Raw genomic sequence first — 17,403 nt, 5'->3', positions numbered from 1 at the left:
AACTCAATCAACGCAAGGGAAAGCGCAACTGCGCCACCGTGCCCTGCCCCGGCGCAGACCGCAGCTTCAGCTTGCCGCCCAGGTGGGTGGCACTGGCAAACGCCAGCATGAGGCCAATGCCCGATCCACCGGAACTGCTGGCTACCGGCCCGTGACCCAGGCGCTGCAACAGCTCGGGGGCAATACCCTGGCCGTTGTCGGAGACTTCGATGATAGCCATCTTTTTGCCCGACCTTGCGGACGCAGCCTCAGACGGCTCGGCCGGGGCCAGGCGGATGCGGATCTCGCCCTGGTGGCCGAGGCTGCGCACGGCATGGGCGGCGTTGTCCAGCAGGGTCAGCAGGATCTGCGAAAGGTCTTGCAACTGGCTGGCCATCCAGCCCGGCTGGTGGACCTCGGCCACCAGCAGCACGGCCGGATGACGCAGGCGCCAGCCTTCCAGCAGCGTGGTCAGCCAGGGCGTGATGGCGGCGCTGTCTTCATTGCGGATCTGGGCATCGGCATCCAGGCGCATGTTTTCCAGCGCCGCCTTGCAGACCGCGATCTGCTCTTCCACGATGCGCAATTCTTCATCGTAGGGCGCCAGCGATGGATTGTCGGCCATCTCGCGCCGCAATTCGCCAGCGATCACGGCCATGGTGGACAAGGGCGTATTGAGCGCATGCGCGGCGCCCGCCGCCTGGGTGCCCAGCGCCACGATGCGGTGGCTCTGCAATTGGCGCTCGCGCGCCTGGGCCAGTTGGCCGTCGCGCAAGCGTACGGCGGCCGCGATGCGGCTGACGAACCAGGTGATGAGCAGAGCCGAGATCGAGAAGTTGATCCACATCCCGGCCAGGTGGTAAGCCATGGCCTGCCCATGATCGTGGATGTGCAGCGGCTGGTAGAAATACACCAGCCCCGAATAGCCGCCCAGCGCGCACAAGGCCAGCAGCAAGGCATACGGCCAGGCCAGCGTGGCCGCGCCCGCCGCCAGCGCAGGCAGGTAAAAGGAGACGAAGGGATTGGTCGACCCGCCCGAGAAATACAGCAGCGCGGTCAGCACCGCCACATCCAGCAGCAATTGCAGGAACAGTTCCGGCTGCTCGGCCGGCCGCACCCAGCGCAGGCGCAGCCAGGTGGCACCGTTGATGAGCGCCTGCACACCGATCAAGCCCAGCAAGGCCGGCAAGGGCAAGGCGATGTGCAGCCAGGCGTAGGCGCCCGCCAGCACTACCAGCTCACCGGCCACCATGGCCCAGCGCAGCCAGAACAGGCGCGACAGCAGCAGGTGCTGAGGCTGCTTCACCTGATCGGCTACCGGAATGAAGAAAGAAGTCAGGGACGTCATGGCCGGGATTATACGGTCCCGGGCGCCGCTTGCCGCCAGGCGCGGCGATTTGCCGCACGCGTGCCGGCCTGCGGGGCATCAGTCAAACAGGCGGGCGTAATCGATCAGCATTTCTTCGATGAACAGCTTGGCCGACAGCGGGTGGTCAGCGATGGCGCGCCGGTCACCCATGCCGCGCAGTGCCTTGGACAGAGCCAGCGCATCGACCCGCTCGGCCAGCCTGCCCAGTTCCTTGCCATAGCGCGGGTAATAGCGCACTACGCCCGCCGACTTCAGCGACAGCAGGTCATAGAGCCAGCGCTGCACCCAGCCGACCAGATCGGCGGCGGGCGTCTTCTGCAGCTTGTCGGCGGCGCGCAGGGCGCCATCGATGCCGGGCTGGGCCAGCTGGCGCAGCAATTCATCCAGCGCCTCGCGACCCTCGCCCTGGGCCGCTTCCAGCGCGGCCAGGGGGGCCCCGCCCTGCTCAGCCAGCCAGGCATCGGCATCCTTGACGCCCTGCTGCCTGAGCCAGGCCAGCGCCTCGTCATGGCCCGGCGCGGTCAGGGCGAACTTGCGGCAGCGCGAGAGGATGGTCGGCAACAGCCGGTCCAGGCGATTGGACAGCAGCAGGAACATGGTGCCCGGCGGCGGCTCTTCCAGCGTCTTGAGCAAGGCATTGGCCGCCGCCGTGTTGAGCGCTTCGGCCGGGTAGAGCATCACCACGCGCAAGCCCGAGCGGTGGGTAGAAACGTTCATGAAATCGGCCAGCGCACGGATCTGGTCGATCTTGATGTCCTTGGAGGGGGCCTTGCTGGCCTTGGCGGTTTTCTTTTCTTCACCTGCCTCGTCATCGGCCAATTCGTCTTCCAGCACTTCCGGACGCACGCGCCGGTAGTCCGGGTGATTCGATTGCGAGAACCAGTTGCAGGACGCACACACGCCACAGGCATGGGCCCGCGGCGTGGGCGATTCGCACAGCAGGGACTTGGCGAAAGCTTCGACGAACTGCGTCTTGCCGGTACCGGCCGCACCATAGAACAGCAGCGCATGGGGCAGCCGCTCGCGCAATTGCTGCAACTGGCGCCAGCTCTCGCCCTGCCAGGGCAGTAGCGCCTCGGAAGAAGTCACGGACATGCGGCCTCCCTCACAGCGCGGCCACGATGGCGCGCAGTTCTTCCTGGATCACGGCGATGGGCCGGGTGGAATCGATGAGACGGAAGCGCTGCGGGAACTGCGCGGCGCGGCGCAGGTATTCGGCGCGGGTATTGGCGAAGAAGTCAGCCTTTTCCTGCTCGAACTTGTCCAGGGTGCGTTCGGCATCCAAACGGGCGCGCGCCACTTCCAGGGGCACGTCGAAAAGCAGCGTCAGGTCGGGTTGCAGATGCGGGTGGACCCATTGTTCCAGGCTGTCGAGCTTGTCCAGCGCCAGCTTGCGGCCACCGCCCTGGTAAGCGAAGGTGGCATCGGTGAAGCGGTCGGAAATGACCCAATCGCCCCGCGCCAGCGCCGGTTCGATCACCTGCGCCAGGTGTTCCCGGCGCGAGGCGAACATCAGCAGAGCTTCGGTTTCCAGGTGCATCTTGTGATGCAGGACCAGCTCGCGCAGGCGTTCGCCCAGGTCGGTGCCACCGGGCTCGCGGGTGGCCACCACCGACAGGCCGCGCGCGCGCAGCAGCTCGGTGACGAAAGGAATATGGGTCGACTTGCCGGCGCCGTCGATGCCTTCGAAGGTGATGAATTTGCCTGATGCCATGAAGGGATCGCACCTCACTAAAACGGTAAAAAGAGAATGCCAGCTCAACGCTGGTAGCGGTTGACGGCCTGGTTGTGCTCGTTCAGGTTGCTGGAGAAATGGCTGGTGCCATCGCCGCGCGCCACGAAGTATAAGGCCTCGGTCTTGTCCGGGTTGAGCGCGGCGGCCAGCGAGGCGGCACCGGGCAGAGCAATCGGTGTAGGCGGCAGCCCGGCGCGGGTGTAGGTGTTGTAGGGCGTGTCGGTCAATAGATCGACCTTGTGGATCTTGCCCTGGTAGCGGTCTCCCATGCCATAGATCACGGTCGGGTCGGTCTGCAGCAGCATGCCGGTGCGCAGGCGGTTGACGAAGACGCCCGCCACCATGCCGCGCTCGGACTTCTGGCCGGTTTCCTTCTCGACGATGGAGGCCATGATCAGCGCTTCATACGGCGTGCGATAGGGCAAGGACAGGTCGCGCCGCGCCCAGGCTTCGTTGAGTTTCTTGCTCATCAGGGCGAAGGCCTGCTTGTAGACCTGCATGTCGCTGGCACCCTTGGCGAAGAGATAGGTATCGGGGAAGAACAGGCCTTCCGGATAAGTGTATTCGCTGGTCAGCTTGGCCAGGATCTGCTGGTCGGTCCAGCTGCTGGTGTCGTGCTTGAGGGAAGGCTGGTCGGCGATGGCTTTGCGCATCTGCTTGAAGGTCCAGCCTTCAATGATGGTCAGCGCCTCCTGGGCGAATTCACCGCGCACCAGTTGCAGCAGCAGGCGCTGCGGCGTGTAGCCGGGCTTGATCTCATAGCTGCCGGCCTTGATGCGCGCGCCGTCACCCGACAATCGCGCATACAACGCAAAGAGGTCGGGATTGACCGGCACCCCGGCCGCAGCGATCTGCTGGGCGGCACCGGACACGCCGGCCCCGGGCGTGATGGTGAAGGCGATCACCTGGCCTTCGGGCGGCACGATGGGCTGCTTGCTCCAGTACACGCCTGCGGCGGCCACCAGCGCGGCCAGCACGAACAATGTTGCCAATAACTTCTTCATACCAGATGCCAAATTCCTGTCGCTCCGACGCGATTTTTCGGAGATCACTATAATCGAGGCATCAATGATAATCGCTGGCACGACAGTTGCCTAATTTGCCGGACAGACCGACCTGGCAAGACGTAATCCGTAAAAGATTTCCTATGACAGAAATGACCTCTCCGACCTCCGGCTGGCGTGACTTCCTGGCGCAACAAGGCGCCCAGTTCGACGCCGAGAGTGCCGACGTAACCGGCTTCGGCCCCACGGCCCCTGCACCGCAAAGCCTGGCCAGCTTCGTGTCCCCGTTGACCACGCTGGGCCTGATCGCTGCCAGCGGCGAAGACGCCGCCAGCTTCCTCCACGGCCAGCTCACCAATGATGTGCAGAAGCTCGACACAGGCACGGCGCGCCTGGCCGGTTACTGCTCTCCCAAGGGGCGCCTGCTGGCCACCTTCCTGATGTGGCGCGACGAGCAGGCCATCTGGCTGCAACTGCCGCGCGGGCTGCAGGCGGCGGTCCAGAAACGTCTGCAGATGTTCGTCATGCGCGCCAAGGCCAAGCTGGCCGATGCCACGACTGAACGCGCCGTGCTCGGCCTGGTGGGCCCAGCCACCGCCAATGCGCTGGCCGAGTGGTTCCCGGTATTGCCCGCAGCCCCTTACGACAAGATCGACAACAGCCACGGCACCCTGATTCGCCTGGCCGATGCGGCCGACAGTCCGCGCTATCAGTGGATTGCCACGCCCGAGACGCTGATGGCGGCCTGGCCCAAGCTGGTCCAGCATCTGGCCCCGGCGGCGGGCTCCGCCTGGCGCCTCTCGGAAATCCGTGCCGGCGTGCCGGGCATCGTGGCGGCCACGCAGGAGCAGTTCGTACCGCAGATGGTCAATTTCGAACTGATCGGCGGCGTCAACTTCAAGAAGGGCTGCTACCCCGGCCAGGAAATCGTGGCGCGCAGCCAGTACCTGGGCAAGCTCAAGCGCCGCACCCTGCTGGCCACCATCGCCAGCGCCGCTGCCCGCGCCGGCCAGGAAGTCTTCGCGGCAGCCGATCCCGGCCAGCCCTGCGGCATGGTAGTCAATGCCGAAGCACTGGACGAGGGCCATGCGCTGGCCCTGGTGGAGATGAAACTGGCCTCTGCCGAGGACGCCGTACACCTGGGCGGCGCCGATGGCCCTGCCCTGCATTTCCACGCCCTTCCCTATGAGCTGGCCGATCCGCAATAAGCGGCGGGCAGCACAGCAGCCATAGGGGGGAAGCCATGGATCTCTACATTTATTATCGGGTCGAGCCTGCCCACGCTACTGCCCTGTTCGGCAAGATCAAGGGCGTGCAAGCCATGCTGCAGGCCCGCCTGGGCATTGCCGGCGCGCTCAAGCGGCGCCCCGGCGAACAGGATGGCCTTCAGACCTGGATGGAAATCTACCAGGACGTCCTGCCTTCCGGTGCCGGGGAATTCACCCGGACCCTGGCGCGCGCGCTGGAGGACTCGGGCGCCGCCGCGCTCATCCGCGGTGAGCGTCACGTCGAACAGTTCGAGGATGTTGCGCCATGTGCCTGATCATCTTCGCCTGGAAAGTCATCCCCGGCATGCCGCTGATCCTGGCGGCCAATCGCGACGAGTTCTACGCCCGCCCGGCGGCCCGTGCCGACTGGTGGAGCGACCATCCCCATATCTATGCCGGACGCGACCTGCAAGGCGGCGGCACCTGGCTGGGTGTGACGCGTGAGGGCCGCTTTGCGGCGCTGACCAATGTGCGCGCCCCCTCGGAGCGGCGCACCGACGCGCCCACCCGGGGCCAGCTGGTGGCCGGCTACCTGGCGGGCGACATGGAGCCCCAGGCTTACCTGCGCCAGATCGAAGGCGATGCACAGCAGTACAACGGATTCAACCTGCTGCTGGGCAATCGCGAGACCATGCTGTGGTATTCCAACCGGGGCCAGCAAGACCCGCGCAACGGCCAGCCGCTGGAGTACGGCGTCTATGGTGTTTCCAATGCCCTGCTGGACACGCCCTGGCCCAAGCTCACCCGCGCCAAGGCGCAGTTTGCCAGCCTGCTTTGCCAGGGCGCGCCGGAGGAAACCTTCTTCGAGATGCTGACCGACGGCACCCGCGCCAATGATTGCCGGCTGCCCGACACCGGCGTCGGACTGGAAAAGGAGCGCATGCTCTCGCCCATCTTCATCCGTTCACCGGACTATGGCACGCGCTGCTCGACGGTTCTGCGCGTGCCCATCGTCGGCGAACCGGTGCTGACCGAGCATATGGTTGATCCTATGGCGATGCAATATAGTGCCGAGCCGGCCACGGACAAGGCTTGCAAGATCCCGTGCAAACCGCGCGTACAAGAAGCTTCGCCGGAGGATGGCCTGCAGGATGGGAATGCGCGCCCAGCTTGACTGGGCGGCTTCCTGCCTGAATGGCGTGAAATAATCAGAGTGAATATCTGATATACGGAAGATAAATTGGATGAATTTGGTGCGCAGCAGTAAAGTAACACCTGTCTCCTCCAATTTCCTCCTAAAGAATTGGATTCAAGCCCGCACCGCAAGGTCGCGGGCTTTTTTTTCGCCTGTCCCTATGATGGGCCAAGCCAGCCCATCCCGGGTTGCGGGTCAGCGCAACTTCTTGCGCCTCAACCACGCCAGCAAGCGCTGCGGCTCGTCGGTCTGGATGATGCTTACGCCACTGGCGACGAGCTTGCCCCACACCTCTTCTGGCTGATCGACCGCCACCGTATCCAGATAGGGACCGGCCAGATCCATGGGCCGGCCGCTGTCGATATCGATCGCCATGGTATTGACCAGCAGGCGCACCGGCCGGCGCTCGACCGCCTGAGTGGCCACGCCGACCACGGCAGGATCACGGAAGATGAGCTGCAACACCGTGGGCTCCTGCCCCGCCATGGCCTGCAATTGCGCGCTGCGTGCCGCCGCCCCGGTTTTTTCATCGAAATACAGGGTCTGCACGGCAATACCCAGCGAACGTGCCCAGGCCACCTGTTGCGGATCGACACCGGCATTGATGTTGAGCAGTACGTCACGCGCCGTGTCGGTTTCCAGAATCGCCGCCACCATAGGACCGATATCAGCCTCCTTCACATCGAGATTGAGCAGAATGCGCCCACGCGCCACGGCCAGCGCTTCCTGCAGCGTCGGAACCCGGCGCGCAGTCAGGGCCGCCCCGTTGCGGCCGCCGCGTGCGTACAGCCGCAGCTGCCGGATCTGCGCCAGCGTAAGCTCGGCCACCGCGCCCTGGCCATCGGTAGTGCGGTCCACGGTCGTGTCGTGCATCAGCACCAGCGCACCGTCACGCGTGGTACGGACATCGATTTCACCGATGTCGATGCCTTCAGCGATGCAGCGCCGGATGCCGTCCAGGGAATTTTCCGAGGTTTCAGTCCAGCAGCTGCGGTGCGACGACACCAGTACGGGGCCGGTGACAGTGGTCAGCGCCGACTGGCGCCAGGCACGGGGTTCAGCGTGGACTTGAGCTTGATCCATAAGCAGGCAAAGGGTACAGGTGAGGAGAAAACGGCCAAGGGAATGCATGAAATCTTCCTGGTAGATGAAGGAATATAAAACGGGCCGCGCACGCGACCCGCAAAAAGACGGCTAGCTGATGAAGAAGGACGTCCGGCCGGTCTCCACATGGCCCGCCAGGCGGCGCGCAAAACCCGGCCGGTCCTCGGCCTGGACCTGCAGGTCGTACCAGTGATGACTGTCCTCCAGCGGCCAGCGCTGCGTGAGCGACTGACCAGGCGCCAGCTGCGCCGTGCGCGTGGCCTGCCCGTGGGCCAGGTCGCGCAGCACCAGGCGCAGCGCCTGCGCGCCCGGGTTGGACAAAACCAGCACCAGCTCGCCGCGTTCGCCGTCATGGCGCGCCTGCACCACCGGCTCGGCATCGCCTGCACGTTCCAGGCTGCCACGCAGTTCGCGCAGGAAGCCGTTGGGGCCATAGACCTTCAGGTCATAGCCGCCGGCCGGCCCCACCCCGCGCCATTGCGCTGTCAGCGACTTGCCCGGCTGCACCGTGAAGGTCTGGTAGCGCGCGCTTTGCTGACGTGCATAGACCTGGTAGACCACGCCTGCCTTGCCGGGATTGAGGAAATCCAGCTGCAGCGCACCCTGCCCTGCCAAGGCTCTGTCATCCACCGCCAGCACATAAGGCAAGGCCCGCGCGGGCCGCATGCCCCGCTCCTGCCGCGGCATCGCCGGGTTCGAAGGCGCCACCGGGGATGGCAAGCGCGCCTGCGCATCCGACAGGGCCCGGTAGGCCGAGGTATCCGGCAGCACCGGGCTGGCCACGTCGCGGCGGCGGAAGTCGAAGGCCGACGTGAGATCGCCGCACACCGCGCGCCGCCATGGGCTGATGTTGGGCTCGTGCACATCGAAGACCTGTTCCAGGAAGCGGATCACCGAGGTATGGTCGAACACCTCCGAGCAGACATAGCCGCCCTTGGACCAGGGCGAGATCACCATCATCGGCACCCGCGCGCCCAGACCGGCCGGCAGCTCATCGGCCGGATTGACGTAATCGCCCAGGCGGTGGAATTCGCCGTTCACCTCCACCGTCGACAAGCCCTGCCCGGCATGCAGCGGCGGCGTGGGCGGCGCCACGTGGTCGAAGAAACCGTCGTTCTCGTCGTAGTTCACCAGCAGCACCGTGCTGCTCCACAGGGCCGGATTGGCGGTGAGGATGTCGAGCACCTGGCTGAGGTAGTGCGCGCCATAGCCCGGTGTGCGGTCGGGATGCTCGCAACTGAGCTTGGGCGGCATCAGCCAGGACACCTGCGGCAGGGTGCCGCTGTTGACGTCGCGCGCCAGGTCGGCCAGCGTGAACTTGCTGCAGGCCTTCTGCCACAGGGGCGAGTCGGGGGCCGCGTCCTGATACTGGGCGAAGAAATACTGCAGCACATTGAAGTCACTCGGATAGTCGCCGTTGTCCACCTGCAGTTCGTCAGTCCCTTGGTAGACCTTCCAGGAGACGCCATGCTGCTCCAGCCGCTCCGGATAGGTGGTCCAGCGAAAACTGTCGGCGCCGCTGCGGCGCTCGCCCGGCACGCCCGACCAGGCACCGGTGCGCGGCTGGAAGGTCATCGGGCCGCCCGCCCTGCCCTGCAGATCGATGCCGCCGCTCATCAGGTGGAAGCGGTTGGGGTTGGTCGAGCCCAGCACCGAGCAATGATAGGCATCGCAAATGGTGAAGGCATCGGCCAGGGCATAGTGGAAGGGAATGTCCTCGCGCGTGAAGTAGCCCATGGTGACGGTATCCTTCTTGGCCTCGATCCACTTGTCATAGTCACCCCGGTTCCAGGCGGCGTGCTGGTCCTTCCAGGCGTGCGGCAGGTGGCCACCGGCGCGGCCAGCGCTGGTGGTGGCCATTTCCATGCGATACGGCAGCACCAGGCGGCCCTGCGGATCGCGCTGGTGAAATACCGGACTGCCGTCAGGCAAGGGCCGCGGGATGGGATCGCCGAACCCGCGCACACCCTTGAGGCAGCCGAAATAGTGATCGAAGGAACGGTTCTCCTGCATCAGGATGACCACATGCTTCACATCCTTGATGCTGCCCGTCGGCGACGAGGGCGCCACCGCCAGCGCCTTGCGGATGCTGGCCGGCAAGGCCGTCAGGGCCAGGGCAGCGCTGCCCGTGCGGGCGGCGCTCTTGAGGAAATGGCGGCGGCCTGGGGATTTTCTTTTCATCGGCGAATCTCGCAATCCTTGTGTGCTTGTGTGCTCAATCTCAGTTCAGGCTGAAGCGCAGTTCGACCTCGCCCAGCACCGCTTCATCGGTGCGCGAGAACTTCCATTGCATCAGCGCTTTGGTGGCGGCCTGGTCGAACAGCCTGGGCGGCTGGGCGCGTACGATCTGCACGGCGCTCACCGATCCATCCTTTTCGATGGTCACGTGCGCCACCACGACGCCCTCGGTATTGCTGGCCAGCGCCTTGGGCGGATACTCCGGCTCCACCCGACGTAACGGCACCAGGCCGCGCCGGACCGCGCCCGGCTGGGCCTTGGGGGCTGGCGTCACCGGGGCCGGAGGTGCGCTGGGCGCGGCAGCCACAGGTGGCACAGGCTGGCTTGGCGACGGGGCAGGCGCCTCCTGGGATGGCGCACTCTGGGGCGCTACCACAGGCGCCGGCTTGGGCGTAGGCGATGGCTTGGGCGGCACAGGTTTCGGTGGCGGCCTGGGCGTCGGCGGTGGTGGCACTGGCGGCGCCGGTTCTGGCAAGGGCGGGGCCTCGGCGATGGTGACCAGCTTCATCACCTTGACCGGTTCCGGTACCGGCTCAGGCACCTGCGCCTTCGGCCAGGCCAGCAGCACGATGGCGCACTCAACCGCCAGGGCTACACCGACGGCCAGCGGCCAGCGCAGCGCGTTGCCGGCCGGCACGGCCGGTGGCTGATCCGGCCAGGAAGAGGACGACGGGCCGTTCAGCGGCAGGGTCAGGGAATGGCGCATGCGAACCTCAATGCTTGGCGGCGATGCCGATGTCCTCGACACCAGCGGCGCGGGCCACATCCATCACGTGCAGCAGGTTTTCCAGCGACACATCCTTGTCGCCGGCCACCAGCACTTCCAGCTTGGCGGTCTGGGCACGCTCCTTGAGCTGGCCGACCAGCGCATCATGCTCGATGGGCTTGCCTTCGAAGAACATGGCGCCGCTCTTGTCCACCACGATGGTGAGCGACTTGCTGGGCAGCGTGGCGGCGCTGGCCGCTTGCGGCACATTGATCTTGAGTCCGCTGACGTCGATCATCTTGAGCATCGTCACCATGAAGAAAATCAGCAGGAACATCATGATGTCGATCATGGGGATGATCTCGATATGCGGCTCATCCGATTGCAGGTAACGGGTGCGGCTCATGATGCGGCTCCGGCGTAGGCGACATCGGCGGCGCGCTTGACGGCCGGCTTGCCTGCTCCGGCAGCGTGAGGCTCGACGGCCTGGCGCACGACGATGGATTCCTCCAGCAGACAGTGCTGCTTGATGAAGACCAGCTTGATCAGGTCCAGCTCCAGCAGCGCCAGGCGCACCCGCTTGGAGAAATAGCTGTTGGCCGCCACGCCCGCGATGGCTACCAAGAGGCCGCAGCCGGTAGCCAGCAGGGAATGGCCGATGCCGTTGGTGACCGCCCCGCTGCTGCTGCCCGCCGTGCCCAGCACGTTGAACGATTCAGTGATGCCGATGATGGTGCCCAAGAGGCCGATCAGCGGACCCAGCGTAATGGCCGCACCCAACAGCCACAGCGAGCGGTCCAGTTCCGGCATGGTGCGCACGATGGCTTCGTCGATATAACGGTCCATGGCCTCGCCCGAGGCCAGGGCACGCGACTCCACCGCAGCGTGCAAGGTCGGACCGAAGACCGTGCTCCGATAGCGCTGGGCGATGTCCTGCAGGGCTGCATCGCTGCGGTGATCGGCGCGCACCAGCGCCTGGTCGATCTGCTTGCCCGAGGGCAGGCAGCGGGCAAAGAAGATGAAGCGCTCGACCGAGACGGCCAGCACCACCAGCAGCAGCAGGGCCAGGATGGGAATGATGCCCATCGATTGGCGGCTCAGTTCCAGGAGTTGTTCAAGATTGGACATGGCAGTTCCTTACAGGGGGAGGTACGAAGGGTGAGTCAAACGAAACAGGGCGTCGTCACAGGTTCTTGGGGCTGTAGTTCACCCCGAGCCAGATCATCCGGCCCATGGAGAAGGTGTCCTTGAGCTGGTCCTTGTTGGGACCGGTCACGCTGGTCACCGGCGAGTTGGTCAGGTTGGCCACCTCGGCAAAGGCGCGCCAGCCACCGCCCAGGTCGTAGCGGGCCTGCAGGTCGATCTGCTTGCGGGCCTGCCAGTAGACGTCCTGGCTGGGCAGGCTGGCGTCCACCAGGCGCAGGCTGCGGCCGGTCCAGTTGTAGGCCGCCGAGAGATCCAGCTTCTGATAGTTGTAGAAGACCGTGAGGTTGCGGATCTGGTCGGGCTGGTTGACCAGGTTCTGGATGGTGCGCGTAGCGCCGCTGCTGGTGGCGGCGTTCAGGCGGCCGTCCAGGAAGCTCAGGTTGGCGCTGAAGCCCAGTCCCTGCAGGGCCGGGCTGATCCAGCCCAGCGAGCTCTGGACGTAGCTCAGCTCCACCCCGTTGATGCGCGAGCTGGACGCATTGACCGGCTGGGTGATCGAGGCCGCACGGGTAGCGCCGTTGTAGAACAGGGTGCCCTGGCTGGAGAGGGTATAGATCTCGTTCTTGATCTTCTTGTTGAACACGGCCAGCGACAGCAGGCTCGAATTGGGCAGGTACCACTCGGCAGAGGCGTCGAGGTTGTTCGATTCGCGCGGTTTGATGTCCGGATTGCCCTGGGTCACGGTGACCGAGCCATCGGTGTTCTGGCTGATCGTGGTGTTGGGCGCATAGGCATCGTAGTTGGGGCGGCCGATGGTCTGGCTCGCCGCCAGCTTCAGCTTGACGGCATCGGTGGCATTGAAGACCAGCGACGCCGCCGGCAACAGATAGTTGTAGCTGGAATCCTTGGTCTGCGACACCCAGGTGGTGGTGCCATTGCTGACGTTGCGCACATTGCCGGTGGTGGAGAGGTTGGTATTGTCCTGGCGCATGCCAAACAATGCACTCCAGCGGTCGGTGCGCCAGGAAGCCATCGCATAGAGGGCGGCAGTCTGCTCGCTGTGCGAGTAATTGCTTTGCAGGCTGTTGACGCTATTGGCGCTGCTGGCGGCAATCTTGCTCTGGTTGGCGGCGAACTGCTGCCAGGCCTGCGAACCATTGACCAGGATGAAGGGCAAGCCGCCGCTGTAGGGCATGATGGTGCCGGACACCGAACCGTTGCCGGCCAGGGTCAGGCCACCGGAAGTCGGGTAGTACTGGTTGTTCACATAGTCATAGCTGTGCTCCAGGCGGCGGTAATCCACGCCCACGCCGGCACCCAGGCCGCGTGCATCCTGGTCCATGTTCCACCTGTAATCGAGCTTCACGTCGCCGACCTGATCGTCGATGCTGACCATTTCCTTGCGCCAGTAATAAGCCTGCCAGTTGTTCAGGTTGGTGAAGTTGGAAGGATTGTTCAGTGCCACCGAAGGCTCGAAGCTGGCGGTACTGTAGCTCATGCCCAGCGCATTGGTGCCGCTCAGGACCGGAGCCGAACCGGCGCCCGGATAGCTGAAGTTGGCGAAGATGTACTTGGCCAGTTCGCGCGGCTCGCGATGCTGGGCTTGCGAGAAGGACGAGCGCAGCGAGAGCACCTGGCTGTCGTCCAGCTTCCAGTCCATCCCGCCTTGCAGCACCGAGGTCGTGCGCTTGATGGTCGAGGCGGCATAGCCGGCCTCGGCCTCGCCGCGCGCGAACTGCCCGCTGGTGGCGGTCTGGTTCAGGACCGGGTTGTTGCCGGTGCTGCGGCTGTCATCGATGAAGGTTTCATTGCGCAGGATGTGGGTCGAATCGCTGTTGTAGCCAAAGCCCAGGAAGCCGTACAGATCCGGAGTGAAGCGCCCTTCCAGCTTGGCATTGAAGCCGCTGGTCTCACTGTTCTTCAGGTGCTGCCAGTACTTGAACTGCTGCGGCACCGCGAAACCATTGCCGGTATTGGGGCCGCCCGAGGACGCCGGGTTGGCGATGCTGCCGTTGGCGTTGTAGTAATTGTAGAAGATGTTGTCGGTGGTCATGTGACCAATGGAGACCGTGTTCTCCTTCTCGTAATTGGCCGAGATCACGTAGCCGAAACGGTTGTCCGGACCAAAGGTGTTGCTGAAGGTGACATCCGATTTCTTGGCCAGGCCTTCGGCTCCCGAGGCAAGCTTGCCGCTGCCGGCCGCATGGCCGAGGGCACCGGTGGCGCTGAACATGGGTTTGCCGCCATTGTCGAAGGCGCTGCGGCTGACGATGTTGACCGAGCCGCCCACCGCATTGGGGTCCATGTCGGGCGTCCAGGTCTTGAAGACCTGCACTTCCTTGACCATCGAAGCCGGCAGCATGTTGGTGCGGGCGCTGCGGGTAGTCTGGTCCACCGAGGCCATGGGGGAGCCATTGATGGTGACGTTGTTGTAGCTGCCGTCCAGGCCGCGAATGGCGATGAACTGGGCCTTGTCACGTCCGTTCACGTTGTCCGGGTTGAAAGTGACCGAGACACCGGCCACGCGCCGGACCACATCGGTCACGGTCGAATCCGGCAGGCGCTCCACCTGCTCCCGGGTCACGCTGTCCATGACGCGTTCTTCCACTTCCTTGCCGGCCACTGCGGCGCTGGTCTGGCTGCGCTTGCGCGTGACCACCACGCTGTCCAGGCGCTTGACGCCTTCCTGCGCCGCTGGCGCGCTCCCGGCCTGGCCGGCCTGGGCGCCCTCGCTGGCTGGCAACTCATCGGCTGCCTGCGCCAACAGCGGCAGCACCGACAGAATCGCCAGGCTCATCAATGACAGACGTCGGTAATGCGGACTTCCACTGCGGTAAGACATGGTATTCCCCTGAAAACAAGTCGTGGCTCAAAGGCATCCGCGACCGGACGGCCGGTGGCGAAGCGGGTTATCTTTAATAGAACGTTCTAATTTCGTGAGAAAAAAAATGGCGATCTTTACAATCAATCCCTGCCAAGATAATTTTTTGCAACTTATTCTCTGTTGCTTTACATTAGAACGTTCTAATCAATTCGTATTTTGGCGAAGATTTATGACCACGTAATTACATTCGCCAGCCTTGTCGCAAAAACATTTTTGACAGCGAGCCGGTCCGGTGGCGCATGGCCTCATATATGATTGCGCAGCCCGGCCTGCCCTCCTGCCGGAGCATTCCGACCCCGATCCGAGATGAGCCACCCGCACCGACCACACCCGATCCTGCTTTCACCGTTGCACCTGCCTCGCCTGCCACAACCATGAGTCGCCTCACCATCAAGGACGTCGCCAAGGCTGCCGGCGTCAGTTTCCAGACGGTCTCGCTGGTGCTGAACCACCCCGAGAAAGTCGCCCCCAAGACACGCGAGCTGGTGCAAGCGGCCATCGATTCGCTCAATTTCATCCCCAACGTGGCCGCGCGCTCGCTGCGCAACATCTCCACCCGCACGCTGGCCTGCGTGATGTTCAATGGCTCGTCCTATGACGACCGCTCCGAGCGCACCCAGGACACCCACTATCACAACGTCGTGCAGACCCTCACCCGCGCGGCTGACCGTGCAGGCTATACGCTGCTGCAACGCAACCTGATGCGCGAGGACGAGGCCTCGTTGGTCTACGTGCGCGACCTGTTCCTGGCCGGACGTATCGATGGCATGGTTGCCATGGTCAATCGTGCCGGCAACCCGGTGGTGAGCGAACTGCATCGGCTGGGCTATCCCTGCGTGGTCTATGGCCTGGCCGACCCGGCCTGCCACCACGTCGTGCAATCGGATCGCCAGGCCGCCCTGGCAGTGGTGGAACATCTCTATCGCACCGGTTGCCGCAAGATTGCGCTGGTGACCGGTCCGCAAAAAGATCACCTGCCAGACAAGTCGCGCGAAGATGAGGCGCCGACCTCGAGCGAGGCGCGCTATTTCGGCTATCTGGAGGGATTGGAAAAATGCGGCCTGACGCTGCGTCCGCAGTGGGTGGTCGGCGGCGACTGGTCGCTGGAGGGCGGCTACCGCGCCGCCGCCCAGCTATGTCATCAGGCCGAGCGCCCGGATGCGATTTTCCTGGGCAACGACCGCATGGCCTTGGGCGCGCTCAAGGCGCTCTACGACCTGGGCGTGAAGGTGCCGCAGGAGATCAGCGTGGTCGGTTTCGACAACATGCGCTACGACGACTTCAGCATTCCCTCGCTCACCAGCGTGGATACACCCATGCTGGAGATGTGCGAATTCGCCGTGAAGCTGCTGCTCGAACGCATCGAGCAGCGCCAGGAACGCCGCAGCCAGTCCGGTGACGCCACCGCTGCCCAGGCGACGCTGGTGCAGAAGATGTTTTCGACGCACCTGGTGATCCGCGACAGTACCCGCCCGGTCATGTGAAGATCCTGCCCCCTCACGGCCGCCTGTGGCGCCGCTCTCCCTCCGCCCGGCTGCTGCTGGGGCTGCTGCTGGCGCTGACCATGGCGCGCGCACAGGCGGCCAGCTTCGAGTTCTGGAGCAGCCATGCCGGCCCCATGGCACAGGCCGTCCGGCAATTGTGCGCCGGCTTCAATGCCGCCCAGCGGCAGCACCAGGTGCGTTGCGTCATCCCCGGCTCCTACGAGCAGACCATGCAAAAGACCATCGCCGCCTATCGTGCCGCGCAGCAGCCGGCGCTGGTGGAGATCTATGACGTCGGTACGCTGGACATGATGCTCAGCGGCGCCATTGTGCCGGTGCACCAGTTGATGGCCGATCACGGTTACACGGTGAACTGGCAGGATTATCTGCCCGCCATCCGCAGCTATTACACCGATGCGCAGGGGCAGTTCGATTCCCTCCCCTTCAACGTCTCCACCGCCGTGCTCTACCTCAACACCGGCCAGTTGCGGCGGGCCGGCATCACTACGCTGCCGGCCACCTGGGGCGAACTGGAGCAGGCGGCACAGCGATTGCGCGCCGCTGGCCAGGCCTGCCCGCTGGTGAGCGACTTCAACCCGTGGATCCTGCTCGAACAAGTCAGCACCATCGAAGGCGCGCCCATCGCCGACCAGGACAACGGCCACCAGGGACTGGCCGCGCACTACCTGTTCGATCAGGGGCTGCCTCTGCGCTTCATGCAGCAGCTACAGCGCTGGCACCAGCAGCATCTGCTGGTGGAAGCCGCCGCCACGCGCACCGGACGCCATACGCTGGCCTTTACTACCGGCGAATGCGCCATGCTGCTCGACTCCACCAGCGCCTGGCATGCCGTGGCCAGCAGCGGCCTGCCCCATGTCGCCGTGCGGCCGCTGCCAATCCATGCCGGTGGTACGCGCCACAACAGCGTGCCGGGCGGCGCCTCACTGTGGGTGATGAAGGGATTCGACCAGCAGGTCTATGCAGCCGTGGCGGCCTTCCTCGCCTATCTCCAGCTGCCGCAGAATCAGCGCCTGCTGGCCAGGCAAACCGGCTACCTGCCCGTCACGCGCCAGGTGGCCGCGCAGATCATGGACGATGCCGGACACTATCCCGCCGCAGTCGTGGCCGGCATCGATTCGTTGGATGCCACGGCCGGCCAGCCCGGCGTCGGGCCGCGTCTGGGCTTCTTCCCGCAACTGCGCCTGGCCTGGACCGAGCAGGTGCAGACCGCCCTGGCCGGCCAGCAGGACATGGCACGGGCCCTGGCCAAGGCGCGCCAGCGTGGCGACGCCCTGCTGCAGCGCTTTCGCCTGACCTATGCCGCTCCCGGCGCCCCCTGAACCGTACCGAC

Annotated in this window: 15 protein-coding genes; 5 read left to right on the top strand and 10 right to left on the bottom strand. The window is 64.8% G+C overall.

Annotation, left to right across the window (positions count from 1 at the left end):
* Positions 1-7: 7 nt before the first annotated feature.
* The 4 genes from ACVC5H_RS11905 to mltG form a co-directional block, all read right to left on the bottom strand.
* Complete coding sequence (locus ACVC5H_RS11905) at positions 8-1,327, bottom strand: ATP-binding protein (protein WP_489622493.1); 1,320 nt, start codon at positions 1,325-1,327, stop codon at positions 8-10.
* A 78-nt stretch (positions 1,328-1,405) separates the two neighbouring features.
* Positions 1,406-2,443 carry a DNA polymerase III subunit delta' gene (locus ACVC5H_RS11900; RefSeq protein ID WP_489622492.1) on the bottom strand — a complete coding sequence of 346 codons (1,038 nt, stop codon included), beginning with the start codon at positions 2,441-2,443 and terminating at the stop codon, positions 1,406-1,408.
* Positions 2,444-2,453: 10 nt separating this feature from the next.
* Positions 2,454-3,062, bottom strand: coding sequence for a dTMP kinase (tmk, locus tag ACVC5H_RS11895; RefSeq protein WP_338715164.1), 609 nt, complete (start codon positions 3,060-3,062; stop codon positions 2,454-2,456).
* 44 nt (positions 3,063-3,106) lie between these two features.
* Complete coding sequence (gene mltG, locus ACVC5H_RS11890; protein ID WP_489622491.1) at positions 3,107-4,087, bottom strand: endolytic transglycosylase MltG; 981 nt, start codon at positions 4,085-4,087, stop codon at positions 3,107-3,109.
* Positions 4,088-4,230: 143 nt separating this feature from the next.
* On the opposite strand from mltG, the gene ygfZ reads away from it, so the two are divergent.
* Genes ygfZ through ACVC5H_RS11875 form a run of 3 tightly spaced genes read left to right on the top strand, consistent with a single transcriptional unit; the run spans position 4,231 to position 6,469 of the window.
* Entirely contained in the window at positions 4,231-5,295 is a 1,065-nt protein-coding gene (ygfZ, locus tag ACVC5H_RS11885) for a CAF17-like 4Fe-4S cluster assembly/insertion protein YgfZ (protein ID WP_489622490.1), read from the top strand.
* 35 nt (positions 5,296-5,330) lie between these two features.
* Entirely contained in the window at positions 5,331-5,630 is a 300-nt protein-coding gene (locus ACVC5H_RS11880) for a DUF4936 family protein (protein WP_489622489.1), read from the top strand.
* Positions 5,621-6,469, top strand: a complete 849-nt coding sequence (locus ACVC5H_RS11875; protein WP_489622488.1) for an NRDE family protein — start codon at positions 5,621-5,623, stop codon at positions 6,467-6,469. Before ACVC5H_RS11880 ends, ACVC5H_RS11875 begins: the two co-directional genes overlap by 10 nt.
* 216 nt (positions 6,470-6,685) lie before the next feature.
* On the opposite strand, the gene ACVC5H_RS11870 is transcribed toward ACVC5H_RS11875, so the two are convergent.
* From ACVC5H_RS11870 to ACVC5H_RS11845, 6 genes are all read right to left on the bottom strand, one after another.
* The gene (locus ACVC5H_RS11870; protein WP_489622487.1) at positions 6,686-7,573 is read right to left on the bottom strand and encodes a glycerophosphodiester phosphodiesterase family protein; all 888 of its coding nucleotides are present in this window, start codon (positions 7,571-7,573) and stop codon (positions 6,686-6,688) included.
* A 111-nt stretch (positions 7,574-7,684) separates the two neighbouring features.
* A complete protein-coding gene (locus ACVC5H_RS11865; protein ID WP_489622486.1) occupies positions 7,685-9,775 on the bottom strand; it encodes a phosphocholine-specific phospholipase C in 2,091 nt (696 codons plus the stop codon).
* 40 nt (positions 9,776-9,815) lie between these two features.
* A complete protein-coding gene (locus ACVC5H_RS11860) occupies positions 9,816-10,538 on the bottom strand; it encodes an energy transducer TonB (RefSeq protein ID WP_489622485.1) in 723 nt (240 codons plus the stop codon).
* A 7-nt stretch (positions 10,539-10,545) separates the two neighbouring features.
* Positions 10,546-10,944: an ExbD/TolR family protein gene (locus tag ACVC5H_RS11855; protein ID WP_489622484.1), complete on the bottom strand. Its 399-nt coding sequence runs from the start codon at positions 10,942-10,944 to the stop codon at positions 10,546-10,548.
* On the bottom strand, positions 10,941-11,666 hold the full coding sequence (locus ACVC5H_RS11850) for a MotA/TolQ/ExbB proton channel family protein (protein ID WP_489622483.1): 726 nt from the start codon (positions 11,664-11,666) through the stop codon (positions 10,941-10,943). Before ACVC5H_RS11850 ends, ACVC5H_RS11855 begins: the two co-directional genes overlap by 4 nt.
* A gap of 55 nt (positions 11,667-11,721) precedes the next feature.
* Positions 11,722-14,526 (bottom strand): TonB-dependent receptor, encoded by a 2,805-nt coding sequence (locus tag ACVC5H_RS11845; protein WP_489622482.1) that lies wholly within the window; start codon positions 14,524-14,526, stop codon positions 11,722-11,724.
* 416 nt (positions 14,527-14,942) lie between these two features.
* Here ACVC5H_RS11845 and ACVC5H_RS11840 point away from each other — a divergent pair, with 416 nt between their 5' ends.
* Both ACVC5H_RS11840 and ACVC5H_RS11835 read left to right on the top strand, forming a co-directional pair.
* On the top strand, positions 14,943-16,052 hold the full coding sequence (locus tag ACVC5H_RS11840; protein ID WP_489622481.1) for a LacI family DNA-binding transcriptional regulator: 1,110 nt from the start codon (positions 14,943-14,945) through the stop codon (positions 16,050-16,052).
* Positions 16,049-17,392 carry an extracellular solute-binding protein gene (locus ACVC5H_RS11835; protein WP_489622480.1) on the top strand — a complete coding sequence of 448 codons (1,344 nt, stop codon included), beginning with the start codon at positions 16,049-16,051 and terminating at the stop codon, positions 17,390-17,392. Before ACVC5H_RS11840 ends, ACVC5H_RS11835 begins: the two co-directional genes overlap by 4 nt.
* Positions 17,393-17,403: the final 11 nt, after the last annotated feature.

This window comes from Herbaspirillum sp. Her3 (genome assembly GCF_057961275.1).
The sequence above is the reverse complement of the archived record's forward strand: the minus strand, read 5'-3'. Positions and strand labels throughout refer to the sequence as shown.